This is a genomic window from Kitasatospora sp. NPDC056181 (genome assembly GCF_042266225.1).
In the GTDB taxonomy this organism is placed as follows: Bacteria; Actinomycetota; Actinomycetes; order Streptomycetales; family Streptomycetaceae; genus Kitasatospora.
On record NZ_JBHJUK010000137.1, the window covers coordinates 1 to 23,879 of the forward strand.

At 73.8% G+C, this 23,879-nt stretch carries 23 protein-coding genes; 8 read left to right on the forward strand and 15 right to left on the reverse strand.

All coding sequences use genetic code 11. The features are described from left to right. Positions 1-167: 167 nt before the first annotated feature. From ACFC1F_RS34740 to ACFC1F_RS34750, 3 genes are all read right to left on the reverse strand, one after another. Positions 168-971 (reverse strand): DUF3710 domain-containing protein, encoded by an 804-nt coding sequence (locus tag ACFC1F_RS34740; protein ID WP_209415373.1) that lies wholly within the window; start codon positions 969-971, stop codon positions 168-170. 69 nt (positions 972-1,040) lie between these two features. Then, positions 1,041-1,508 (reverse strand): dUTP diphosphatase, encoded by a 468-nt coding sequence (gene dut, locus ACFC1F_RS34745; RefSeq protein WP_148642656.1) that lies wholly within the window; start codon positions 1,506-1,508, stop codon positions 1,041-1,043. Next, the gene (locus ACFC1F_RS34750; RefSeq protein ID WP_148644726.1) at positions 1,505-2,083 is read right to left on the reverse strand and encodes a PaaI family thioesterase; all 579 of its coding nucleotides are present in this window, start codon (positions 2,081-2,083) and stop codon (positions 1,505-1,507) included. Before ACFC1F_RS34750 ends, dut begins: the two co-directional genes overlap by 4 nt. Here ACFC1F_RS34750 and ACFC1F_RS34755 point away from each other — a divergent pair. After that, positions 2,064-2,255: a hypothetical protein gene (locus ACFC1F_RS34755; protein WP_376164468.1), complete on the forward strand. Its 192-nt coding sequence runs from the start codon at positions 2,064-2,066 to the stop codon at positions 2,253-2,255. The two genes, ACFC1F_RS34750 and ACFC1F_RS34755, sit on opposite strands and share 20 nt — an antisense overlap. Positions 2,256-2,314: 59 nt before the next feature. Then, a complete protein-coding gene (locus ACFC1F_RS34760) occupies positions 2,315-2,764 on the forward strand; it encodes a DUF3093 domain-containing protein (protein WP_209415374.1) in 450 nt (149 codons plus the stop codon). 341 nt (positions 2,765-3,105) lie between these two features. On the opposite strand, the gene ACFC1F_RS34765 is transcribed toward ACFC1F_RS34760, so the two are convergent. From ACFC1F_RS34765 to ACFC1F_RS34780, 4 genes are all read right to left on the reverse strand, one after another. Beyond that, positions 3,106-3,405 carry a DUF4193 domain-containing protein gene (locus tag ACFC1F_RS34765; protein WP_148642658.1) on the reverse strand — a complete coding sequence of 100 codons (300 nt, stop codon included), beginning with the start codon at positions 3,403-3,405 and terminating at the stop codon, positions 3,106-3,108. Positions 3,406-3,963: 558 nt separating this feature from the next. Beyond that, complete coding sequence (locus ACFC1F_RS34770; protein WP_174315635.1) at positions 3,964-4,947, reverse strand: acyl-ACP desaturase; 984 nt, start codon at positions 4,945-4,947, stop codon at positions 3,964-3,966. Positions 4,948-5,197: 250 nt separating this feature from the next. Further along, positions 5,198-6,505: a sensor histidine kinase gene (locus ACFC1F_RS34775; RefSeq protein WP_376164435.1), complete on the reverse strand. Its 1,308-nt coding sequence runs from the start codon at positions 6,503-6,505 to the stop codon at positions 5,198-5,200. Positions 6,506-6,569: 64 nt separating this feature from the next. Beyond that, the gene (locus ACFC1F_RS34780) at positions 6,570-7,223 is read right to left on the reverse strand and encodes a response regulator transcription factor (RefSeq protein WP_209415376.1); all 654 of its coding nucleotides are present in this window, start codon (positions 7,221-7,223) and stop codon (positions 6,570-6,572) included. 455 nt (positions 7,224-7,678) lie between these two features. On the opposite strand from ACFC1F_RS34780, the gene ACFC1F_RS34785 reads away from it, so the two are divergent. Next, a complete protein-coding gene (locus ACFC1F_RS34785; protein ID WP_030301315.1) occupies positions 7,679-7,864 on the forward strand; it encodes a hypothetical protein in 186 nt (61 codons plus the stop codon). Between the two features lie 177 nt (positions 7,865-8,041). Here ACFC1F_RS34785 and ACFC1F_RS34790 read toward each other — a convergent pair whose 3' ends face one another. Then, entirely contained in the window at positions 8,042-8,878 is an 837-nt protein-coding gene (locus ACFC1F_RS34790) for an inositol monophosphatase family protein (RefSeq protein ID WP_376164462.1), read from the reverse strand. Beyond that, entirely contained in the window at positions 8,875-10,032 is a 1,158-nt protein-coding gene (locus ACFC1F_RS34795) for a ferrochelatase (protein WP_376164439.1), read from the reverse strand. The genes ACFC1F_RS34790 and ACFC1F_RS34795 overlap by 4 nt, the downstream gene beginning before the upstream one ends. A gap of 128 nt (positions 10,033-10,160) precedes the next feature. On the opposite strand from ACFC1F_RS34795, the gene ACFC1F_RS34800 reads away from it, so the two are divergent. Together ACFC1F_RS34800 and ACFC1F_RS34805 are read left to right on the forward strand one after the other, a co-directional pair. Beyond that, a complete protein-coding gene (locus ACFC1F_RS34800; RefSeq protein WP_376164442.1) occupies positions 10,161-11,417 on the forward strand; it encodes an MFS transporter in 1,257 nt (418 codons plus the stop codon). 103 nt (positions 11,418-11,520) lie between these two features. Next, positions 11,521-12,843: a D-arabinono-1,4-lactone oxidase gene (locus ACFC1F_RS34805; RefSeq protein WP_209415379.1), complete on the forward strand. Its 1,323-nt coding sequence runs from the start codon at positions 11,521-11,523 to the stop codon at positions 12,841-12,843. Between the two features lie 74 nt (positions 12,844-12,917). Here ACFC1F_RS34805 and ACFC1F_RS34810 read toward each other — a convergent pair whose 3' ends face one another. Continuing rightward, positions 12,918-13,853: a hypothetical protein gene (locus ACFC1F_RS34810; protein ID WP_376164445.1), complete on the reverse strand. Its 936-nt coding sequence runs from the start codon at positions 13,851-13,853 to the stop codon at positions 12,918-12,920. Positions 13,854-14,370: 517 nt separating this feature from the next. Between ACFC1F_RS34810 and sepH the strand changes: the two genes are divergently transcribed. Further along, positions 14,371-15,447, forward strand: a complete 1,077-nt coding sequence (gene sepH / locus ACFC1F_RS34815) for a septation protein SepH (protein WP_209415381.1) — start codon at positions 14,371-14,373, stop codon at positions 15,445-15,447. Positions 15,448-15,624: 177 nt separating this feature from the next. On the opposite strand, the gene ACFC1F_RS34820 is transcribed toward sepH, so the two are convergent. Next, on the reverse strand, positions 15,625-16,485 hold the full coding sequence (locus tag ACFC1F_RS34820) for a sulfurtransferase (RefSeq protein ID WP_376164449.1): 861 nt from the start codon (positions 16,483-16,485) through the stop codon (positions 15,625-15,627). Between the two features lie 154 nt (positions 16,486-16,639). Between ACFC1F_RS34820 and ACFC1F_RS34825 the strand changes: the two genes are divergently transcribed. Next, positions 16,640-17,392 carry a VOC family protein gene (locus ACFC1F_RS34825; protein ID WP_376164452.1) on the forward strand — a complete coding sequence of 251 codons (753 nt, stop codon included), beginning with the start codon at positions 16,640-16,642 and terminating at the stop codon, positions 17,390-17,392. 68 nt (positions 17,393-17,460) lie between these two features. Here the strand turns inward: ACFC1F_RS34825 and ACFC1F_RS34830 are convergent, their stop codons facing one another. The 4 genes from ACFC1F_RS34830 to ACFC1F_RS34845 all read right to left on the reverse strand — a co-directional run bounded on the left by ACFC1F_RS34830 (position 17,461) and on the right by ACFC1F_RS34845 (position 23,132). Continuing rightward, positions 17,461-18,117, reverse strand: coding sequence for a thymidine kinase (locus ACFC1F_RS34830; RefSeq protein ID WP_209415384.1), 657 nt, complete (start codon positions 18,115-18,117; stop codon positions 17,461-17,463). A gap of 51 nt (positions 18,118-18,168) precedes the next feature. After that, complete coding sequence (locus ACFC1F_RS34835; RefSeq protein ID WP_376164455.1) at positions 18,169-19,353, reverse strand: alkaline phosphatase family protein; 1,185 nt, start codon at positions 19,351-19,353, stop codon at positions 18,169-18,171. 274 nt (positions 19,354-19,627) lie between these two features. After that, positions 19,628-20,227, reverse strand: a complete 600-nt coding sequence (locus ACFC1F_RS34840; protein ID WP_376164458.1) for a DUF5998 family protein — start codon at positions 20,225-20,227, stop codon at positions 19,628-19,630. 94 nt (positions 20,228-20,321) lie between these two features. After that, positions 20,322-23,132 carry a GNAT family N-acetyltransferase gene (locus ACFC1F_RS34845; protein WP_376164465.1) on the reverse strand — a complete coding sequence of 937 codons (2,811 nt, stop codon included), beginning with the start codon at positions 23,130-23,132 and terminating at the stop codon, positions 20,322-20,324. 405 nt (positions 23,133-23,537) lie between these two features. Between ACFC1F_RS34845 and ACFC1F_RS34850 the strand changes: the two genes are divergently transcribed. Beyond that, positions 23,538-23,819, forward strand: coding sequence for an HPr family phosphocarrier protein (locus ACFC1F_RS34850; protein WP_209415386.1), 282 nt, complete (start codon positions 23,538-23,540; stop codon positions 23,817-23,819). Positions 23,820-23,879 lie beyond the last annotated feature (60 nt).

Below are 23,879 nucleotides of genomic sequence, written 5' to 3' on the forward strand. Positions count from 1 at the left end.
CTTATCAGATGTTTTCCGCTCCGTTTTCCGGAGTTTCATTCATCGGATTCGCTTTCCGCCGCCCCTCTCGGTGCGACTCCGGAACTGTACGGGGATCGGCCCGCCACATGCAAATCGCCCCCGCCCGGGCATCCGGGCGGGGGCGATCAGGGAAGCTGTCGGCCTGCTCAGCGGACCTCGGTGATCTCCGGGCCGCGGGCGAACGGGTCGAGCGCGGCGCCGCCGAAGCGGTTCTCGCCCTCGCCGCCGGCCGCTGCCGCGCCGCCACCGTCGGCGACCATCTGCGCGTCCTCGGGAAGCTTCAGCACGATCGGGTCGCGGGGCGCCATCGGGCTCTCACCGCGGACGACGACCGTCTGCTGGAAGACCTGCTCCAGGATCCCGGCCATCTCGGGCTGCACGGCGGCCTGGCCCGAGATCACGCCGCGGAGGAACCAGCGGGGCCCGTCGCAGCCGACGAAGCGCACCAGCTGGACGCCCTGCGTGCCGTCCGGCAGCTGCACGGGGACCTGGGCGCGGAGGTGCCAGCCGAGCGGGCCCTCCTCCTCGTCGACGATGCCGCCCTGCGAGGTGATGCCGTTGGCGATCTCCTCGCGGACCTCGCCCCAGATGCCCTCTGACTTGGGGGCCGCGAAGGCCTGGAGCTGGATGGCGCTGTTGCCGAGGACCAGCGTCGCGGCCACGATCGACTCGCCGGCCACCTCGACGCGCAGCTCCATACCTTCGACACCGGGAACCAGCAGACCCCCGAGGTCTACTCGGCCCTCCTCCGGATTCTCCAGCTCGGAGTAGTCCCACGGACCGTCCGGACGCGGGGCCGGCGGCAGCCCGACCCGGTCCGCCGGGTCCAGGTCGGTCACGTTCTCGCTCTCGGCGGAACCTTCGACGTCATCGGCCGTCTCGTCGGCGCTGATGGCGTCGTCGGCGAGCTGCTCGACAGCGTCCTCGCTCTTCTGGCGACGACGGAACACGGTCACTGTCCTTCCCGGTCCAAGACCGATGCGAATACCTGCTCGGCTTCCTGCGAGGCCGCGGGCAGCCTAGACCGCGGCGTGGCCGCCGGTCGACCCGAACCCACCCTCAGCCCGAGCCGACCCGGGCAGTTCGGCCACCTCGTGGAAGCGGGCCTTCTCGACCTGCTGGATGACCAGCTGGGCGATCCGGTCACCTCGGCGGAAGCTGACGGACTCGCGCGGGTCCAAGTTGACGACGATCACCTTGATCTCTCCACGGTACCCGGCATCGACCGTCCCTGGGGCGTTCACCAGAGCAACTCCGCAACGAGCTGCGAGCCCGGACCGCGGGTGGACGAAGGCCGCGTGGCCGTCGGGAAGGGCGATGGCGATGCCGGTGGGCAGTACGGCCCGCTCGCCGGGGGCCAGCTCGGCGTCGACGGTGGTCCGCAGATCGGCACCGGCGTCGCCGGGCTGCGCGTACGCGGGCAGCGGCAGCTCTGCGTCGATTCGCCTGATCAGAACGTCCACGGGCGGACGGGGGGTGCTGCTCAAGGGTTCACCTCAAAGGCTCGGGCGCGCTTCATCAGATCAGGGTCGTCGAGGACCTTCTCGATGTCCTCGGGACGACCGTTCCTGGTGAAGTGTTCCAGCTTCACCTGGATGAAGAGTGCCTGTGCACGCACCGCGACCGGCCCGTCCGGGCCGCCGATCCGTGCCTCCGCGGCGCTGTAGATCTTGCGGCCGTGCACGCCGGTGACCCAGGCGCGAAGGTGCAGCACCGAGTCGACCGGCACCGGGCAGAGGAAGTCCGTCTCCAGCCGGCCGGTGACGGCGGGCGCGTGCAGCAGCCAGTTCAGTGTTCCGAGCGTCTCGTCCATCGCCGTGGCCAGCAGGCCGCCGTGGGCCAGGCCGGGGCCGCCCTGGTGGAACGAGCGGACGGCGAACTCGGCGGTGACGTCGAGGCCCTCGCCGGCCACCGCGTCGATCCGCAGGCCGCCGGGGTGCTGCGGTCCGCAGCCGAAGCAGTGCTCGTAGTGCGAGCCGAGCCGGGTGCCCGGGGCCGGGGCCTCCGGGGCGCGCGGGGGCAGCACGGCCTCCGGCGGCGGCGTGGTCGGCGACGACGGCACGGTGGCCGCCGGCGAAGGGCTCGGCGAAGGGCTCGGCGAAGGGCTCGGCGCGGTGCCCGACGGGATGCTCGGGGAGGTGGTCGGCGACAGCGGCGTACTCGGCGCCGACTGCGCGGACGGGGAGGCGGGGGCGATGGAACCGGTCACGGCGCCCAACCCTACCCACCAGTAGCCGAGCGGGGAGCGGGGGTGCCTTCCCGGACCGGCCGTCACGACGACCACAATGGGGGCATGTACGACGAACGCCTCACCGTGCCGCGCTCCTGGTGGTTGCTCCCGGTCGCGATCGGGCTCACGCTCGCGATGATCCTGCTGCGTCTCAGCGCGGTGGGCGCGCTGGTCGGGCTGGTGGTCGGCGTCGCCGCCGGCGCGGCCGCGATCAGCAGCTACGGCTCGGCCCGGATCCGCGTGGTGCAGGGGTCGCTGGTCGCGGGCCCGGCCCGGATCCCGGTCGGCGCCCTCGGCACCGCGCACCCGCTCAGCCCGGCGGAGGCGGTGGCCTGGCGCGGGACCAAGTCGGACCCGCGGGCCTTCATGCTGCTGCGCAGCTACGTGCCGACCGCGCTGCGCGTCGAGGTCACCGACCCGGCCGACCCGACGCCGTACCTCTACCTGTCGACCCGCTCGCCGATGAAGCTGGCCGAGGCGCTGGAAGAGGCGCGCCGCGGGGCCCGCGCCTGACGGACACGGCCGAACGCGCCCGGGCGTCCCCGGGAAACGGAGAGGGACGGTTCCGCTGACGCGGGACCGTCCCTGTTGTCTCCGTACTGCACGTGGTGCCCCACGGGGTGCGGCACGACGTACTGCACGTGCTGCACGTGGTGCCGCCCGAAGTGCGGCACCACGCGGTGCTAGGTACTGCGTTGTGCACGGTGTTGCGCTGGTGCCACCTGACTCCGTACTGCCGGTGCGTCCGCTTCGACGGCCGCCGGAACTGCCGTCCGGCCCCGCTGCCCGGGGCCGGAAGGGGCGGTGTACCGGTCTCGCTGGCTGCGAGTCCCGGACCATGGCCGCCCTCGTACTCAGGCGCCGCAGTCCCGGCAGATCGGGTTGCCGTTCTTCTCGCTGTACAGCTGGCTGCGGTGGTGCACCAGGAAGCAGCTCATGCAGGTGAACTCGTCGGCCTGGCGCGGCAGCACCCGGACGGAAAGCTCCTCGTTCGAGAGGTCGGCGCCGGGAAGCTCCAGGCCCTCGGCCGCCTCGAACTCGTCGACGTCGACCGAGCTGCCGGTCTTCTCGTTCCGCCGAGCCTTCAGTTCCTCGATGCTGTCCTCGTTGAGGTCGTCATCGGTCTTGCGTGGGGTGTCGTAGTCCGTTGCCATTTTTTCGCTCTCCCCCTCCGGGTTTGTGCGGTGTGTGCGGTATCTCCAGCGCACGTAACGCATGGGGGGTCGGTCTTGTGCCCGACCCGAGGCGGAGATTTTGCCTTACTTCAAGCCCTGTTACTCAATCGACACTCAGCCAGGGGTCCGTTGGGGTGATCCGCTCGCACGCGGGAGGCCTCACGCTGGGCCATCACCGGCCCGCTTCCGGGACCGCCCTTCGGACACGGACAGTGACCATCGACCGCCTGCCCATCCGCCCACTCCCCTGCCCACCAGGGACGCTCGCCAATCCACCGGGACGGATCGAGCCGCCGATTCCCTCACGGACGGCGACCGGGTCGCCGTTCACCATGATCACGCTCCGGGGTCGGCCCGACCCGCGCAGCGACACGGTGTGAGCTTGCTCACGTTCCGAATCTTCCGGGGCAAAACACGGAAAACCCACCCAAGCGGAGCGGCCGGATCCACGGCCGCCGTGCCCTGCGGTTCGTGTCCGGCCCCTCCCGGCGTCCGGCCCCGTCCGAGCGGCCGTCGGGCCACGGGGCGGCCGGTCGACTACTGGGCGGCCATCCGCGCGGCCCGGCGGGCCAGCAGCGCGGCCTGCCGCTCGTCGAACCGGGTCGCCTGCGCGTCCAGGCCGCCGAGGAACACGCCGAGCTCGTCCTGGGCCTGCTGACCCTCCGGGCCGAGGCCGTCGATCTCCATCACCCGGAGGTGGCGCAGCACCGGCTGCAGCACGTCGTCGTGGTGGATCCGCAGGTTGTAGACGCCGCCGATGGCGATCTGGGCGGCGGCCCGCTCGAAGCCGGGGATGCCGTGGCCGGGCATCCGGAAGTCGGTGACCACGTCGGCGATGGCCCGCATGGCCTGGTCGGGCGCGATCTCCAGGGCGGCCTTCAGCAGGTTCCGGTAGAAGACCATGTGCAGGTTCTCGTCGTTGGCGATCTTCGCCAGCAGCTGGTCGCAGAGCGGGTCGCCGGCGTGGTGGCCGGTGTTGCGGTGCGAGATCCGGGTGGCGAGCTCCTGGAAGGCCACGTACGCGACCGAGTGCAGCATGCTGTGCGAGTTGTCGGACTCGAAGCCCTCCGACATGTGGCTCATCCGCGCCCGCTCCAGCTCGTTCGGGTCGACGGCCCGGGTGGCGAGCAGGAAGTCGCGAATGGCTATGCCGTGCCGGCCCTCCTCGGCCGTCCAGCGGTGCACCCAGGTGCCCCAGGCGCCCTCGCGGCCGAACATGGTGGCGATCTCGTGGTGGTAGCTGGGGAGGTTGTCCTCGGTCAGCAGGTTGACGACCAGCGAGACCCGGCCGAGCGGGGTCACCTGGGACTGCTCCACCGACCAGGCCTCGCCGCCCAGCACGCCGTCGAAGTCGCGGCCCTGGCTCCACGGGATGAACTCGTGGGGCATCCAGTCCTTGGCCACCTTCAGGTGGCGGTTGAGCTCCTTCTCCACGACCTCTTCGAGGGCCATGATCAGCCGCGCGTCGGTCCAGGCGCTCGAACCGAGGGAGGCGGTGCGCTGCACGGGGGCGATGGTCACGGTCTTGCTCCTGAGGGGGGCACGCGCGGGACTGGCGCGTTGGGCGGGCGCGTCGGGACGACGGTCGGGATGCACTTACGCTTCCGTAGGTTACGACACCGTAGGTTGCTCGGTCCAGAAATGACAAGCCGCCCCCGCCAGGCCTGATGTCGTTCTGACAGGCCTGACGGGGGCGGCTGGCAATGGTCGGCGCACGGAGCGCGGGGCCCCCGGACGGCGTAACGGGCCCAGGAGGGGCCTGGGAGGGCGGTCAGGGCCCCGGGATGCGCACCCGCATGGTGAGGCCGCCACCGGAGCGCGGGGTGGCCTCGATGGTGCCCCCGTGTGCCCGGACCACCGAGCGGACGATGGAGAGGCCGAGTCCGACCCCCTTGTCGCTGCGGGTGCGGTCGGCGCCCTTGACCCGGCGGAACGGCTCGAAGATGTGCTCCAGCTCGTAGCCGGGCACGACCGGGCCGGTGTTCGAGACCACCAGCTCGCCCGCGTTGCCGGGCACCACGGTGGTGGTGATCTCGACCCAGCCGCCGGGGGCGTTGTAGCGCACCGCGTTCTGCAGCAGGTTGAGCGCGATCCGCTCCAGCAGGACGCCGTTGCCGCCGACCATGGCCGGGGTGAGCGTGGCGCGTACCTCGACCTCGCGCCGTTCGGCCTCGGAGCGGGTCTGCTCCACGGCGCGGCCGGCCACCTCGGAGAGTTCCACGGCCCGCCGGTCGGTCAGCTCGTTCTCGCTCCGGGCGAGCAGCAGCAGGCCCTCCACCAGCTGCTCGCTGCGCTCGTTGGTGGCCAGCAGGGTCTTGCCGAGCTGCTGGAGGTCGGTCGAGACGCCGGGGTCGGAGAGCTGGACCTCCAGCAGCGTGCGGTTGATCGCCAGCGGGGTGCGCAGCTCGTGCGAGGCGTTGGCGACGAAGCGCCGCTGGGAGTCGAAGGAGCGGTCCAGCCGGTCGAGCATGTCGTCGAAGGTGTCGGCGAGCTCCTTGAGCTCGTCGTCCGGGCCGTCCAGCTCGATCCGCCGGTGCAGGTCGGAGGAGGCCACCTCGCGGGCGGTGCGGGTGATCCGGCCGAGGGGGCGCAGCACCCGGCCGGCCATCGCGTACCCGGCGATGAAGGCGATCACGGCGAGGCAGACCAGCACCGTGAGGGACTTGCGCAGCAGGGTGTTGAGGGCCAGGTTGGCCTGGTTGGTCTGGAAGCTGTCGATGTAGCGGTCCAGCGCCGCCTGGCTGGTGATCGCGTTCCCGTCGGGCGTGGTGACCTGGCCCCTGAGTCCCAGCGGGGGCACCAGGGCGCCCTGGAAGGCCTGCCGGATGAAGAAGTACATCAGGAGGAGCAGCACCACGCCCGCCATCAGGAACATCCCGCCGTAGAGCAGGGTGAGCCGGATCCGGATGGTCGGACGGAACGGCAGCCAGGCGAGCATGCCGTCGCCGGGGACGTAGGTGTCTTGCGACGCGTGGTGCAGCCGGGGCGCGCGGGGCGGGTTCACGGGCTTGGGCGGCACGGCCCGCGGGCCGCCGGCGGGCGCGCCGGAGGGCCCGCCGGCGGGGGGCGGGGTGGTCATGGTGTTCCTCTCGGAGCGTCCGCCGGTCGGGCGGGCGACGGGCCGGCCGCAGGGGCCGGAGGGGTCAGATCCGGTAGCCGGAGCCGGGGACGGTGACGATCACCGGCGGGTCGCCGAGCTTGCGGCGCAGCGTCATCACGGTGACCCGCACGACGTTGGTGAACGGGTCGGTGTGCTCGTCCCAGGCCTTCTCCAGCAGCTGTTCGGCGGAGACGACGGCGCCGCCGGCCCGCATCAGCACCTCCAGGACGGCGAACTCCTTGGGCGCGAGCTGGACGGGCCGCCCGTCGCGGATCACCTCGCGGCGGCCGGGGTCGACCGAGATGCCCGCGCGCTCCAGCACCGGCGGCAGCGGGACGGTCGCCCGGCGGCCCAGCGCCCTTACGCGGGCGACGAGTTCGCTGAAGGCGAACGGCTTCGGAAGGTAGTCGTCGGCGCCGATCTCCAGGCCCTCGACCCGGTCGCTGATGTCGCCGGAGGCGGTCAGCATGATCACCCGGGTGGCCAGGCCCTGCTCGACCACGCTGCGGCAGACGTCGTCCCCGTGGACCAGCGGGAGGTCGCGGTCGAGGACCACGACGTCGTAGTCGTTGACCGCGATGCGCTGGAGCGCGGCCTCCCCGTCGTACACCACGTCGACGGCCATCGCCTCGCGGCGCAGGCCGGTGGCGACGGCCTCGGCGAGCAGCTGCTCGTCCTCGACGACGAGAACCCGCACGGTCGTTGTCCCTTCTCCAGGCCGGCCCCGGAAGCGGACGCACGGCTCCGACGGTGCCTCCATCCTGCCTGGTCCCGCGGTAAAGCAGCGATAAGCTGCCCCGGAGGCACGGGCACCCCGGCGCAGTGATCACCGGGGAGAGCGCGGTTCGTGTCGGGAACACTCCGTTTGGACTGTGACACAGGCAACTTTCTCGCCCGCTGAGGTTTCCCCCGTCCGGGGGCGGGGAGGACAGGTTCACACCCGCGATCTGGCCTGTTGGCCGATCGCACCCACCCGCCGTGCGTTCATCCGCGCCGGCCCTGGGGCTGGGGCGTCACCGGGAGCGGCCGAGGGCCGTCTCCGCGCCCGACCGGAGATCTCGACCCGCCGGATCGGACGCTTCCGCTGGCCAACCACCACCCCGGGGCGGGGGACGCACGAACGTGCACGTCCGACACAGTAAGGGGGCCCGTATGGACGCCTTCACCGCCGGAATCCTGCAGCGCATAGCCAACGCCGAGCAGGACCTGCACCGCGCGATCGAGGCCGGGGACGAATTCCTGGCCGAGGTGGAGCAGTCAGAGCTGGACGACCTGCGCCGGCTCGCCGCCGAGCACGGCGTGGACACGGTGCTGGAGCGCCACCGCACCGCCGCCTGATCCACCCGACCCGCCCGACCCGACGCCGGACCTCCGGCACCAGCGGCCCTACGGGGGCCGTGTGAAACCCAGGCCCTGGCATCCCCTGTATGCCAGGGCTCTTCCTTGTCCGCGGCCCTGCGGGACGGTCCGCGGCCCCGGCCGGGCGGTGTCTCGGCCGGCCGGGGCCGGGGCCCTTCAGTCCGCCCAGGCGCGCAGCCGTGCCAGCCGTTCCTGGAGCGGCTCGTACACGCCGGGCGCGGCGGCGACGGTCAGCTCGCCGTCCGGGCCGTGGCCCGGGCGACCGCCGACCAGTGCGCCGGCCTCGGCGGCGATCAGGCAGCCCGCGGCGCGGTCCCAGGGGGCGAGCCCGCGCTCGTAGTAGCCGTCCAGGCGGCCGGCCGCGACGTCGCAGAGGTCCACCGCGGCGGCCCCGCCCCGGCGGATGTCGCGGACCTCCGGCATCAGCGCGAGCAGCACCTCGGCCTGCCTGGTGCGCACCCGCTGCACGTAGTTGAAACCGGTGGCGATCAGCGCCTGCCCCCACGGCTGGGCCGGGCGGGCGGAGAGCCGCACGCCGTCCAGGTGGGCGCCACCGCCGAGCACGGCGTGGAACAGCTCGCCCCGCGCGGGTGCGTACACCACGCCGACGACCGCCTCGCCGTTCAGCTCGGCGGCCACGCTGACGGCCCACGAGGGCAGGCCGTACAGGTAGTTGACGGTGCCGTCGAGCGGGTCGACGACCCAGCGGACGCCGCTGGTGCCGGGCCGCTCGGAACCCTCCTCGCCGAGGTAGCCGTCCGCCGGGCGGCGGGCGCCGATCAGCTCCAGGACCAGCTTCTCGGAGGCGAGGTCCATCTCGGTCACGACGTCGACGGGGCTGCTCTTGGTGCCCGCCACGCCGAGGTCCGCGGGCCGGCCGTCACGCAGCAGCTCACCCGCCTGCCGGGCGGCGTCGAGGGCGACGTCGAGCAGTTCGTCGAGCAGTTCGGGGCTGGGCACGGGATCCTCCGGGGGACGGGGCGGGGCGGTCAGCGCTCGGCGGCGGCCGGGCGCGCGGCGCGCGGGTTGGGGCAGCAGGCCACCGCACAGACGTCGTGGCTGGGCCCGAGCGTGCCGGTGGCGCAGCGGGCCGGGGCCTCGCCGCGCTCGGTGGCGGCGCGCTCCAGGACGAGCTCGCGGACGGCCGCGGTGAACCGGGGGTCGGCGCCGACGGTGGCGGCCCGGGCGACCGGCAGGCCGAGCTCGGCGGCCTTGGCCACCGCCTCGGTGTCCAGGTCGTACTTGACCTCCATGTGGTCGGAGACGAAGCCGATCGGGACCATCACCACGGCCGGGGCGCCGTCCGCGTGCTGGGCCTCCAGGTGGTCGCAGATGTCGGGTTCCAGCCACGGGATGTGCGGGGCGCCGCTGCGGCTCTGGAAGACCAGCTCCCAGGGCCGGTCCTGGACGCCGGTGCGCTCGGCGACGGCGGCGGCGACCAGCCGGGCCACGTCCAGGTGCTGGGCGACGTAGGCGCCGCCGGGCCGGCCGCGGGCCGGGTCGTCCGGGGCGCCGGAGGTCTCGGCCATGGTGTCCGGGATGGAGTGGGTGGTGAACGCCAGCCGGGCGCCGGACCGGACCTCCTCGGGCAGCCGCTCCAGCGCGGCCGTGGTGGCGTCGATCATCGGCCCGACGAAGCCGGGGTGGTTGTAGAAGTGGCGCAGCTTGTCCACCCGCAGGGCGGGCAGCCCCTCCTCGGCGAGCCGCGCCAGCGCGTCGGCGAGGTTCTCCCGGTACTGCCGGCAGCCCGAGTAGCCCGCGTAGGCGCTGGTGGCGAGGACGGCGATCCGGCGGTGCCCGTCGGTGGCGATCTCGCGCAGGGTGTCGGTCAGGTAGGGCGCCCAGTTCCGGTTGCCCCAGTAGACCGGGAGGTCCAGGCCGTGCTCGGCGAAGTCCCTGCGCAGGGCGGCCAGCAGCTCGCGGTTCTGCTCGTTGATCGGGCTCACCCCGCCGAACATGAAGTAGTGCTTGCCGACCTCCTTCAGCCGCTCCTTCGGGATGCCCCGGCCCCGGGTGACGTTCTCCAGGAAGGGGACGACGTCCTCGGGAGCCTCGGGCCCGCCGAAGGAGAGCAGCAGCAGGGCGTCGTACGGCCGGGCGGCGACCGGAGCGGCGCCGGAGGGTGGGGGATTGCGCACGTCGGACATGGGACCGATCCTGCCATTGAGGGGCCGGAGCCCGTCGGCAGGGCTGCACCGGGTGTCCGGAAAATACTGTTTGCCAACGTACGTAAGCTGTGTTGGCCAGCCTCGTTCCTTACCCCCGCGGAGCTCCCGTGCTGTCCAGCTACCGCCAGATATTCGCCGCCCCCGGCAGTCTGGCCTTCTCCTCCACCGGCTTCATAGCCCGGTTGCCGATCTCCATGACCGGCATCGGCATCGTGACCATGCTCTCCGAGCAGAGAGGGTCGTTCGGGGTCGCGGGCGCGGTGTCGGCCACGCTGGCGATCGCGGCCGGCGTGCTGGGGCCGATGGTCTCCTGGCTCATCGACCGGCACGGGCAGCGCCGGGTCGCCCTCCCCGCCGCCGTGCTCACCGTGGCCGCCGCGGTCGGACTGCTGCTCTGCGCGCACTTCGGAGCACCGTCCTGGACGCTGTTCCTGTTCGCCGTCGGCATGGGCGTGATGCCCAGCGCCGGCGCCATGGTCCGCGCCCGCTGGGCCCACCTCTACCGGGACGAGCCGGCCAAGCTGCACACCGCGTACTCCTTCGAGGCGGTGGTCGACGAGTTCTGCTTCATGGTCGGCCCGATCCTCGCCGTCAACCTGGCCACCAACGTCTTCCCCGAATCCGGCGTGCTCGCGGCCGTCGTCGCGTTCACCGTCGGCATCGCCCTGTTCACCGCCCAGCGCCGCACCGAACCGCCGGTCCACCCGGCCGCCGCCCACAGCGGCGGCAGCGCCATCCGCAACGGCGGCCTGATCGTCCTGGTGCTCACCTTCATCGCCACCGGTGCGATCTTCGGCTCGGTCGAGATCGTCACCGTCGCCTTCGCCAAGGCCCAGAACCACGAGGGGCTCGCCGGCGCCGTCCTCGCCGTGTGGGCGCTCGGCTCCGGCCTGGCCGGCATGGTCTACGGCGCGCTCAAGCCGAAGGGCTCGCTGGCCGACCGATTCTTCGCCGGCGTGCTGCTGATGGCGCTCAGCATGATCCCGGTCCTGCTCGTCGCCTCGACCGTGACGGGCGTCGGAGGGCTGCTCGGCGTCGGCGCCGCCCTGCTGATCGCCGGCCTCGCCATCTCCCCCACCCTGATCTCCGCAATGGCCCTGGTCGAACGGCTCGTCCCGGCCGCCCAGCTCACCGAGGGCATGGCCTGGACCACCACCGGGCTCGCCCTCGGCGTCGCGTTCGGCTCCGCGGCCGGCGGCTGGGTGGTCGACGCCGCCGGTGCCGCCGCCGCCTACTGGGTGCCCCTGGTCGCCGGAGCGTTCGGCGTCATCGTCGCCCTCGCCGGGCTGCGCCGCCTGAGGGCCGGACTGTCCTCCACCGGGACCGCCCAGCCCGCCGGCCAGACCGTAGACCTCGAACGGTGAACTGACTAATCTCCTCCCTACTCGCGGGCCTACCCGCGGGTAGGGCGGCGGCGCCGCCCCGGAGCGAGCCGACACCGTTCGGCCACGGAGCAGGAGGCACCGCATGCCCCAGGCCAGTACCGCACCCCGCACCCGCTGGACCAACTGGGCCGGCAACCAGAGCGCCCACCCGGCCAAGGTGGTCACGCCCGGCACCGCGGAGGAACTGGCCAAGGAGATCCTGCGCGCCGCCGACCAGGGCCGCACCGTCAAGGCCGTCGGCTCCGGCCACTCCTTCACCTCCATCGCGTCGGCCGGCGACGGCGTCCTGGTCCGCCCGCACGCGCTGACCGCCGTCCGCGGGATCGACCGCGAGGCCGGCACCGTCACCGTCGAGGCCGGACTGCCGCTGGCCCGGCTCAACCGGCTGCTCGCCGCCGCCGGGCTCTCGCTCACCAACATGGGCGACATCGAGGTCCAGACCGTGGCCGGCGCGACCAGCACCGGCACCCACGGCACCGGCCGGGACTCCGGCTCGCTCGCCGCCCAGATCCGCGCCCTGGAGATCGTCCTCGCCGACGGCTCCGTCCGGCGCTGCTCCCCCACCGAGGACCCGCGGCTCTTCCAGGGCGCCCGGCTCGGCCTCGGCGCCCTCGGCGTGATCACGGCGCTCACCTTCGCCGTCGAGCCGGCCTTCCTGCTCACCGCCCACGAGCAGCCGATGCGCTTCGACGAGGTGCTCGACCGGCTCGACGACCTCACCGCCGTCAACGAGCACTTCGAGTTCTACTGGTTCCCGCACACCGACCGCTGCTCCACCAAGCGCAACAACCGCAGCCAGGGACCGGCCGCCCCGCTGCCCCGGTTCAAGGAGTGGCTGGAGGACGACTTCCTCTCCAACACCGTCTGGGAGGGCGCCTGCCGGGTCGGCCGGCGCTTCCCCGCGACCGTGCCCTCCATCGCCTCGCTGGCCAGCCGCGCCTGGTCGGACCGCAGCTACACCGACACCGCGTACAAGGTGTTCACCAGCCCCCGCAAGGTCCGCTTCCTGGAGATGGAGTACGCGGTGCCCCGCGAGGAGGTCACCGAGGTGCTCCGCGAGCTCCGGGCCATGATCGAGCGGTCCGACTGGAGGATCAGCTTCCCGGTCGAGGTGCGGTTCGCCCCCGCCGACGACCTCTGGCTCTCCACCGCCAACGGCCGGGACAGCGCGTACATCGCCGTCCACCTCTACCGGGGCACCGCCGAGCAGGGCTACTTCACCGAGGTGGAGAAGCTGATGGCCGCCCACCGCGGCCGCCCGCACTGGGGCAAGCTGCACACCCGCGACGCCGGCCACCTCGCCGACCTGTACCCCCACTTCGGCGACTTCACGGCGCTGCGGGACGAACTCGACCCGGAGCGCCGCTTCGGCAACGACTACCTGCGCCGGGTGCTCGGGGCGTAGGGGTCTCCGGCGTTGCCCGCCCGGCGCACGACACCGGGCGGGCGACGCCGTCACTCACCCTCGTCACACCCTCGTCACTCCGCCTTCGCCGACTGGCCCGCAGCGGCGGCCGGCGGGGAGACCGCAGCGGGCGCGCCACCCGGGGCGGGCGGCTGCGGGGTGGTCCCGCCGGACGGCCTGGCGGCGCCGCCGGTCGGGGCCGCCGCGCCGGACTCCCCGGCGGACGGACCCGCGGACGAACCCCCGGACGGACCGGCGGACGGCGTGGCGCCCGGGCCGGCCGACGGGGAGGCCTCACCGCTGGCCGCGGCACCCGGACTCCGGCCCGGGGTGACCGGCGCCGAGGCGCCGCCGTCCTTCCCCGCCGCCGAAGGGCTCGCACCGCTCTGAGACGGGACGCCTGACGGGACGCCCGACGGGACGCCCGCGGTGTCGCCGGCCGGCCGGTCCGCCGGGTCCGACCGGTCCGACTGCTTCGGGCCAACCGTGCCGCCCAGCGAGGTGCCGCTGCCCGACTCCCCCTTCACCGTGGCCGACACCGGCTGCCCGGTGGCCAGTTCGAAGGCGACCACCGGAGTCATCGCCAGGAGGAACACCAGTCCGGACACCGCCGCGTACGTCCTCCACGTCCACCGCCGACGCGCCCGGACGACCTGCGGCCGGTTCCACTCCGAGGAGACCGCCGGCACGGCCGGGGCCGGGGCTGCGGACGGCGCCTCGCGCAGCCCGTTCACCGCCGCCCCGGGGCCGGTCCGGTCCACCGCGTCGCGCAGCTGTTCGCCGGTGCGCCGGAAGACGTGCTGGAACACCGCGCCGCCGGTGGTCGCCCCGACGCTCACCACCGCCGCGCCCAGAATCGTGCCGTAGACGCCGAGTTCGGAGGCGAGCACCGCCCCCACCACGGCGGCGAGCGCACTGGCCGCGACCTGAGCGACACTCAGATCAATTCGCCTGCGACCTTCATCGTCGCCCTCCCCGGCGGCCTTCTCGGCGGACTTCTGCTCCGGCATCAACATCCCTCGGTCCGTACGACTGTCCTTCGAACAAGTCACTCCATCTTGCCCAAAGAAGGACACAAGGGACGAAAATGCGGTTCCGCGCGGGAGATATATGTGAAGATGATCACCGTGCACCGGCTGATCGTCGGCCATTGGGGGTGCGCGCTCTTGAGATTCCCGTGAATCGCGGGAGACTTGAGCGGCGAGCCGCCCCTTTGGATGCCACGAATGGAGTACTGTTCGTAAAGCCTGAGCCCTGGGTCGACTTGTCGACTGGCCATCAGCCGGCAGATTGACAAGGAGCCACGGCGCAGGCACGCACGGCGACGCCGGTCCCGGATCGTCGCGAACACTCCGCGTGCGAGGACGGCCGGGACACCCAGGCGCGACGTCAACAGGTGACGTGGCAAAAAGGCAACCGTGCCACAGCGGCGAGCCCGGGCGTGAGCCCGACACGCCGGGGAACTCAGCAAGGTTGTGGCCAGTCGCGAGCGGGCAGGCCACACTCAGTACGGGAGCAGCGACGCAGGTGACGTCGGCAGGCACCACCCGGGAGGTAACCGTGCCCGAACTGCGGGTTGTGGCCGTCAGCAACGACGGCACACGGCTGGTGCTCAAGGCTGCCGACAGCACGGAGTACACCCTCCCCATCGACGAGCGGCTGCGTGCCGCCATCCGGGGTGACCGTCCGCGCCTCGGCCAGATCGAGATCGAGGTGGAGAGCCACCTCCGCCCCCGCGACATCCAGGCGCGGATACGAGCCGGTGCCTCCGCCGAGGAGGTCGCGCAGGCCGCCGGCATCTCCGTCGACCGGGTCCGCCGCTTCGAGGGGCCGGTGCTCGCCGAGCGCGCCTTCATGGCCGAGCGGGCGCGCAAGACCGCCATCCGCCGGCACGGCGAGTCCACCGGACCGCAGCTGGGCGAGGCCGTCGCCGAGCGGCTCGCGCTGCGCGGCGCCGAGAAGGAGACCGAGCGCTGGGACTCCTGGCGGCGCGACGACGGCACGTGGGAGGTCATCCTCTCCTACCGGGCGGAGGGCGAGGGCCGCAGTGCGTCGTGGACGTACGACCCGCCCCGGCGCCTGGTCCAGCCCAACGACGACGAGGCCCGCGCGCTGATCGGCGAGAACGTCGAGCGCGAGGAGGAGTCGGTCTTCCCGTTCATCCCGCGGATCGCCCGGCTCCCCCAGGACCGGCCGCCGCGGCCGATGATCGACCGGCCCTCGGCCGACCGCATCATGTCGGCCCGCGAGGTCCGCGAGGGTCGCGAGGCCACCGCGGACGCGCGCGACTCGCTGACCAGCCTGCTCGACGTCGTCCCCGCCTTCCGCGGCGACCTCGCCGTGGGCGCGCCGCCGCCGATCGAGCCGGTGCCGGTCGAGGTCGCCGAGGAGACCGAGGAGCCGGCGGCCGCCGCCCCCGCGGTCGGCGCGGGCTCGGCGTACGCGGACATCCTGATGCCGCGGGCCGTCGCCCCGCACCGCGAGCGACTGGTCGGGACGACCGACCGGCAGGCCGAGGCGGACGGCGTCCGGCCCGGGCGCCGGGCCACCGTGCCGAGCTGGGACGAGATCGTCTTCGGCAGCCGGCGCAAGAAGCAGGAGTAGCCGCCGGTTCCGGTCGCCTTCGGGTGACGACCTTCGGCTGACGAAGGGGCGGGAGGCCGTTCGCGGCCTCCCGCCCCTTCGTCGTGTTACCGGCCGCGCGTCACCCGCCGTGTGCCGTCAGGGGCGTGCCCCCGGTGCGGCGCCACCGCCGTCGTGCCTCCGGCCGCGTGCCCCCGCTCAGCCCGGCTGGTCGGTGACCGCCACCGGGCGGGTCCCGTCGCTCGACCACTCGCTCCACGACCCCGGGTACAGCGTGGCCGGCAGGCCCGCCACCTCCAGCGCGAGGATCTGGTGCGCCGCCGTCACACCCGAACCGCAGTACACGGCGGTCTCCCGCTCGCCCGCGCCCAGCGCACGGAACCGCTCGGCGAGTTCCGCGGCCGGCCGGAACCGCCCGTCCGGGCCCACGTTCTCGGTGGTCGGCGCCGAGACCGCCCCCGGGATGTGACCGGCCCGCGGGTCGATCGGCTCGGTCTCGCCGCGGTAGCGCTCCCCGGCCCGGGCGTCCAGCAGCAGGCCGGTCCGGGCCCAGGCCGCCGCGCCGTCCCCGTCCACCGTCGGCAGGTGGCCCGGCACGGGCTTGAAGTCGCCCTCCTCCGTCTCCGGCAGTTCGGCCGTCACCGGCAGCCCGGCGGCCTGCCAGGCCGCGAACCCGCCGTCCAGCACCCGTACGTCCGGGTGGCCCGCCCAGCGCAGCAGCCACCAGGCCCGGGCCGCGGCCAGCGAGGTGGCGCCGTCGTACACCACCACCGGGCGGTCGGCACGGACTCCGAAACGGCGCAGCGCGGCGCCCAACTCCTCGACGCCGGGCAGCGGGTGGCGGCCGCCGCGGCCGGGCGGTCCGGCCGGTGCGGCGAGGTCGGCGTCCAGGGCGACGAAGTGGGCGCCGGGCAGGTGGCCGGCCGTGTAGTCCTCGACCCCGGGCGGGCCGCCGAGCTGCCAGCGCACGTCGAGCAGGACGGGCGGGAAATCCGAGGCGAGCGCCTCCTGGAGGTCGGCCACCGAGACCAGCGGGGAGCCGTCGTGATAGGTCGTCATGGCGGTCATTCTCGCGCAGGGCCGCCAACTCGACGCTCTTTGTGCGGTCTTTGCCGGAATTTCCGCGCGGCCCGGGGGTTCGGCGCGCGCCAGGGTGGAACCATCACCCTCACGTGCGCAGCTCGTGCGCCGTCCGCCCCGTGAGGAGGCCCGCATGCCCGCGGTGAAACTCCGGCTGGCCCAGGGCACACCGTGCTGGGTCAGCCTGATGACCGACGACCTGGCCGGCGCCCGCGCCTTCTACGGCGGGCTGCTCGGCTGGTCGTACACGCCGGGCCCCACCCAGCTCGGCGCCTACGTGCGGGCCGAGTCGGGCGGCGAGCCGGTCGCCGGCCTCGGCGTCTCCGCGGCGGCGGGCTTCCCTGTGCAGTGGACCACCTACTTCGCGGTGGACAGTGCCGACGCGACGACCCAGCTGGTGCGCGAGTGCGGCGGCACGGTGGCGGTCGGCCCGCTGCAGGCCGAGCGGGCCGGGCGGCTGGCGATCGCGGCCGACGTGTCCGGCGCCGTCTTCGGCCTCTGGCAGGGCGAGGAGCACCCGGGCCGGGAGGCGGGCCCCGAGCCGGGAGGCCCCGCCTGGGCGGAACTGCTCACCCCCGACGAGGAGGGCGCGGCGTCCTTCTACGGCGCGGTGCTGGGGCGGCCGGTGGCGCCGGCCGAGGACGGGTCCGCGCTGGTGGTGGACGACCTGCCGGTGGCGGGCATCCGCTCCGGCGCGGCACTGCGCGGGCACCCGCCGCGCTGGCGGGTCCACTTCGCCGTCCGGGACGCCGTGCTGACGTCCCGTCGGGCGGTCGAGCTGGGCGGCCGGGTGCTGGTCGAACCGCACGCGACCGGACGCGGCCGGGTGGCCCGGCTGGCCGACCCGCAGGGCGGGCACTTCTCCGTACTGGAGACGGGCGCTTAGGGCGTCGTCACCGGGGGGTCGGGCGCCCGTGGCATCGCCGCCGGGGGCGGGTTCCCGGGCGGGCGTCGTCAGGCCTGCTGCTCCTCGAAGGGCAGGACGTCCGGGGAGAGCACCGAGGCGCGGGCGGTCGCGGCGGTCAGCCGGCGGCGGTGGTGGCGGCGGCAGAGCACCTCGTAGCCGACCTCGTCCTCGCGCACCGTGATGTCGCCGATCACGACCTGCGCACCCTCGACCACCATGACGCCGCCCACCGTCCGGGCGTTGTGGGTGGCGCGCGCCCCGCACCAGCAGAGCGCCTCGACCTGGAGCACCTCGACCCGGTCGGCCAGTTCGATCAGCCGCTGCGAACCGGGGAAGAGCCTGGTCCGGAAGTCGGTGGTGATGCCGAAGGTGAAGACGTCGATGCCGAGTTCGTCGACGACCCGGGCCAGCTGGTCGACCTGCTCGGCGGCGAAGAACTGGGCCTCGTCGCAGATCAGGTAGTCCACCCGGCCGCCGGCCGAGAGCCGGTGCACGACGTGGGCGTGGAAGTCGAAGTCGTCGGTCACCTCGACCGCCTCCGCCTGCAGGCCCAGCCGGCTGGAGATGGTGGCCGCGCCGGCCCGGTCGTTGCGGGTGAGGATGATCCCCTGCCGGCCGCGGGCGGCGTGGTTGTGGTCCATCTGGAGCGCGAGCGTCGACTTCCCGCAGTCCATCGTGCCCGAGAAGAACACCAGTTCAGCCATGGGTGGAGCAGAGGCCTTTCAGGGAGGAGGAGTTCACGCGGAGCCGGGGGTTCACGCGCGGACTTCGAGCAGGGGGACGAACTGCTCGACCGGGGTCATCGAGCCGTGCAGGCCGATCATCGCGGACTCGCCGGGCTCGTTGCGGGAGGCGATCACGGCGACGTCGTCGCGGGCCGCGGCGACCACGTCGCCGATCCGGTGGTAGACCCGGTCGTCCACCGAGGGCCCGAACCAGCCCGCGGCGATCGCCTCGTCCCGGGTGGCCACCCACATCCGGTCGCCGAGCACCTCGCTCCAGACCGTGTGGACGTCGGCGGCGGCCCCCGGCACGGCGTACACGTGCCGGGCCCGGCCCTCGCCGCCGAGCAGCGCGACGCCGGCGCCGAGCTCCCAGTCCTCGTCGAAGTCGATCCGGTCCTCGGGGGCGATGTCGATCATGCCGTGGTCGGCGGTGACGTACATCGCCGAGCGCGGCGGCAGCTGCCGGGCCAGCCTCCGGGCCAGGCGGTCCACCGCGTCCAGCGTCATCCGCCACTCGTCGGAGTCGACCCCGAACCGGTGGCCGGCGCCGTCCAGCTCGCTGACGTAGGTGTAGACGAGGGCGCGGTCGTGCTCGGCCAACCAGGCGGCGGTCTGGTCCATCCGCTCCTCGCCGGTGGTGCGGCCGAGGAAGGTGCCGCCGGAGAGTGCCACCCGGGTCAGCGGGGTCTGGGCGAACAGCGGCGAGGAGACCTGCGCGGTCGCCACCCCCGCGGCCTCGGTCCGCTCGAACACCGTCGGGTACGGCTGCCAGCGCCCCGGATCGGTGTGCGGCTGCCAGCGCAGCTGGTTCATCAGGTAGCCGGCCCCCGGCACCGCCACCGTGTAGCCGGCCAGGCCGTGCAGGCCCGGCGGGGTCCCGGTGCCCACCGACGCCAGCGAGGTGGCCGTGGTGGACGGGAAGCCGGCGGTCAGCGGGCGGCCGGTGCCGCCGAGCGAGCTGCCGGCCAGCGAGGAGAGGAAGGGCGCGTACTCGGGGTGGCGGAGCAGCAGCTCCCAGCCGAGACCGTCGACCAGGAACACCACCACCCGGTCGGCGGGCGCGATCGGCAGCGTCGCGGTGAACCCGGGCACACCGAGGCCGGCCGCCACCGAGGGCAGCAGGTCGCAGAGCGAGCCGCTGCCGTACGGGGGCGCCGGGGCGGTGGCGGGGTCGAGGATCTCGAAGGCGTCGTGGCCGTCGGGTGCGAAGGACATGGCTGAGGGGCTGGCTTCCTGGCTGTCCGGTGCGCCACGGGCAGGCCGCGGGTGCGGCGTCCGGGCGGGCGTCGGTGCGGGTCGGTCCGTGGGGCTGGTCGGTCCGTGGCCGGTCCGTCCGGGGCTGGTCGGTCGTGGCTGGTCGGTCCGGGCCGGGCCGCTCGGACCGCTGCGGGGCGGTCCGGCCGGGATCCGGTCGGGGTCGGGCCGGTGGGGCTGTGCGGCCGGTGGCCGTCCGGCCGGGGGCTGTCCTGGGGCCGGTCCGGCCCCGGGCTCAGACCCGCGGGCCGTTGCTGATCGTCGCGTCGGACAGCGCCCGGGCGAACAGCAGCGCCTGGGCCACCGTCTCCGGACCGTCGCCGGCCTCGCTGACCCGCAGTGACAGGTCGTCAGCGGTGGCCGAACCGGTGTAGCCGTGGTCCGCCTCACAGTTCGGGTCCGAGCAGCCGGCCGGCTCCAGGTCCAGGCGCTGCACCGCACCCCAGCCGATCGTCAGCACGACCTCGCGCGGCAGCGTTCCCGGGGTGTACGTCTCCGGGTTGGCGACCATCCGGCTCACCACGACCGAACCGATCCGGTCCAGCCGGACGCTCTCGGTCGACGTCGTCGCGTACGGCACGGCCGGGCCGGCGCCGTCGCCGGACTGCTCGTCGGTGTGGCTCACCACGAACCGGGTCGGGGTCAGCACCAGCACGGTCACGTGCCGGCGGACCTCGTTGGCGTCGAAGGTGGTCTCCTGGTGCACCAGGTAGGAGCTGATCGGCTCCGGGCCCACCGCGGACTCGACCGCCTCGGACACCAGGGCCGGGTAGTAGCCGCTGCGCTCGATCGCCGAGCGCAGGTCCTGAGTGGTGGTGGTACCGGTCTTCGCCATAACTCCATCCTGGCATGGTCCGCCGACGAAGCGGGCGGCGCGGCGCCGAGCTTCCGGACAACAGCGCCCACGGGCAGGGCGCAACCAAGGAAGGTTACAGCGTGCTCATGGCGCGCGGGCCCAGATCGCTGCGGACGGGCAGGGGTGCGATCCGCACTCGCGCCCCCAGGATCGCCAGCCCGTGCGGGGCCACGACCACGGGTTCGAGATCCACCGAGGCGACCTCCGGGAGGTCGTCCACCAGGCGCGACACCCGCAGCAGCACCTCCTCCAGCGCGTCGGTGTCCACCGCCTCCGCGCCGCGCCAGCCGAACAGCAGCGGCGACGCCCGGACCTCCCGGATCAGCCCCGCGACGTCCTGGTCGGTGGCCGGGACCAGCCGGTGGGCCACGTCACCGAGCAGCTCGGCCGGGGCGCCCGCCAGGCCGAAGGAGAGGATCGCACCGACCGCCGGGTCGACCGTGGCGCCGATCACGGTGTCCACACCGCGCGGGGCCAGCCGCTGGACCACCAGCTCGGCCTGGGCGGCCCCGCCGAGCAGCGCGTCCAGCTCGCGGTGGGCGCGGCGCAGCCCCGGCTCCCCGGTGAGGTCCAGCCGGACGCTGCCGAGATCGGGGCGGTGGCGCAGATGGGGGGCGGTGGCCTTCAGCGCGACCGGGTAGCCGAGCGAGGCGGCGGCCCGGACGGCGGTCTCCTCGTCGGGGGCCGGCAGGGTCGGCGACACGTCGATGCCGTAGCGGGCGAGCAGCGCGGCGGCGTCCGCGTCCGGCAGGGTGATCCGCGCTCCCCCCGGCTGGGTGCGGGCGAAGAAGCTTCGGCGCGTAGCGCCACGATCAAGGGTGGTGGTGGGCGACGGGCGGGCCGCGGCCCGGGTGGAGAGCGCCGCCTCGACCAGGGCCCGGGCGCCCGCCTCGTCGATCCGGTCCAGCTCGGGAACGCGGGCGGTCTCCTCCGCCTCGGCCATCCCACGGCGCCACTGCGCGTAGTGGACGGCGTGTGCGAGGGCGCGGACGGCCCGCTCGGGCGCCGGATAGGCGGGGATGCCACCCGGGCGCAGCCTGCTCGGCAGATCGGTCAGCGCCAGGTGGGCCAGCACCAGCGGCTTGCCCAACTCCCTGGCCCGCTCCCCCGCTTCGAGCAGCGCATCGGCGATCTCCGGGTCGTCGGAGCCCATCTCCGGATCGTCCGGTCCGGTCAGCCGGCCGCCCATGAACGCGTGGGCCGAGGTGCCGATCGGCGGGATCGCGACGGCGATCACCGCGTCCACCCCCGGATCGTCCAGCGCCACGTCCAGCGCGATCCGGAAGTTCTCACCGGTGGCCGCCGTGGTCAGGTCCACCGGGGTGCGGGGGCGCAGCCCGGCGCTCAGGCACGCGTCGTGGGTGAGCAGGCCGAGCGAGTCCGAGTTGCCGACCACCGCCACCCGGTCCCCGGACGGCAGCGGCTGCAGGGCGAGCAGCTCCCCCGTGTCGTACAGCTCCGTGATGGTCTCCACCCGGGTCACGCCGGCCTGCTGGAACAGCGCGTCCACGGTGGCGTCGCGCAGCCCGGTCGCGGTGGCCGGGACGGCGTGGCCCGGCGGCAGGCTGCCGGTGTGCCGGGCGCCCTTCACCACCACGATCGGCTTGGCCGCCGCCAGCCGGCGGGCGATCCGGGTGAACTTGCGGGGGTTGCCGAAGGACTCCAGGTAGAGCAGCACCACCTCGGTCGCCGGATCCTCCGCCCAGTACTGGAGGAAGTCGTTGCCGGAGACGTCCGAGCGGTTGCCGACCGAGGCGAAGGACGAGACGCCGAGTCCCCGGCGGTGGGCCGCCTCCAGCAGGGCCACGCCGATCGCGCCGGACTGGCAGAAGATGCCGAAGCCGCCGCGCTGCGGCAGGACGGGCGCGAGGGAGGCGTTCAACGGCCGCCCGGCGTCGGTGTTGATCAGACCGAAGGCGTTCGGGCCGATCACCCGCATGCCGGCCGCCCGCGCCTGGCTGACCAGGGCGCGCTGGCGGTCCCGGCCCTCCGGCCCGGTCTCCGCGTACCCGGCGGTGACCACCACCAGGCCCTGCACACCGTGCGCGCCGCACTCGGCGACCGCGGCGGGGACGGCGGAGGCCGGGACGGCGACCACCGCGAGGTCCACCGGCCCCGGGATCTCCAGGACCGAACGGTGCACCGGGACGCCGTCCAGCTCGGTACCGGGCGGGGCGTTGCGGTTCACCGCGTAGACGCGGCGGTCGTCGTCCCCGGCCTCGAAACCGCCGAGCAGGTCCCGCAGGATCGCCCGGCCGACCGTCTGCGGGTTGCGCGAGACGCCGAGCACCGCGACCGAGCGCGGGGTCAGCAGCCGCTGCACGGACCTCGCCTCGGCGCGGTGCTCGCGCGCCCGCATCACCGCGAGCGAGGCGGCGGTCGGCTCCAGGTCGAACTCCAGGTGGACGACCCCGTCGGCGAAGCTGCGGTGCTGGGTGTACCCCGCGTCGGTGAAGACCTTCACCATCTTGCGGTTCTCCGGCAGCACCTCGGCCTGGAAGCGGCGGATGCCGCGCTCCTGCGCGACCGCCGCGATGTGCTCCAGCAGCGCGGAGGCCACCCCGCGGCCCTGGTGGGCGTCCTGCACCAGGAACGCCACCTCGGCATCCGTGCCGGTGTCCGACGGGCGGCCGTCGGCGTCGATCCGGTCGTAGCGGACGGTCGCGATGAAGCGGTCCCGGATCACCACGGCCAGACCGACCCGGTTGACGAAGTCATGGTGGGTGAAGCGGCGGACGTCCTTGTCGGAGAGCCGCGGGTAGGGCGCGAAGAAGCGGAAGTACTTGGACTGGTCGGACACCTGCTCGTAGAACTCGACCAGCCGACCGGCGTCCGCGGGCGTGATCGGCCGGATCCGGGCCGTGCCGCCGTCACGCAGCAGGATGTCGGCCTCCCAGTGCTGCGGGTAGTCCGGCCCCTCCTGCTCGGGGTGCTGCGCCGAGGCGGGCTTCGCCCCCTGTTTCGCGCGGTACGCCGTGCTGTGCGCCGTGCCCTGCCCGGGGTCGTGCGTCGTGCCGTGCTGCGGGTCCAGCTCGGGGTGCGGTGCCGCGGAGTCGTCCACATTCGTCAGGTTATCCGGCAGCGGGCCGAATGGCGCCGGGCGTGCGGCCGGGGCAGGGTGGGCAAGGCTCGACAGGGCCGCTGGCCGGGGCTTATGCCCCCGAAAGAAACAATCACAACTCCTGAACGCGGCGTCTCGGAGGGGCCGCCTGCGTGCAACACTGGTCTAGACAACATGGCCGCCACCCCGAGCACGGCCGTGACCAGCTTCACCGGAAAGGCACGTCTCATGGCTGAGCGCCGCGTCACCATCGGTTGGGCCGAGGGCCTGCACGCCCGTCCCGCCTCCGTCTTCGTCAGGGCCGTCACGGCCACCGGCGTGCCGATCACCATCGCCAAGCCCGGCGGCCGGCCGGTCAACGCCGCCTCGATGCTCGGCCTGCTCGGCCTCGGCGCCCAGGGCGGCGAGGAGGTCGTCCTCGCCTCCGACGCCGAGGGCGCCGACGAGGCCCTGGACCGCCTCGCCAAGCTGGTCGCGGAAGGCCTCGACGAACTCCCGGCCGCCGCCTGAGGCCCGCCCGCCCGAATCGCTCAGACGTAAAGCGCCCGGCAGTGCATCAGCACTGCCGGG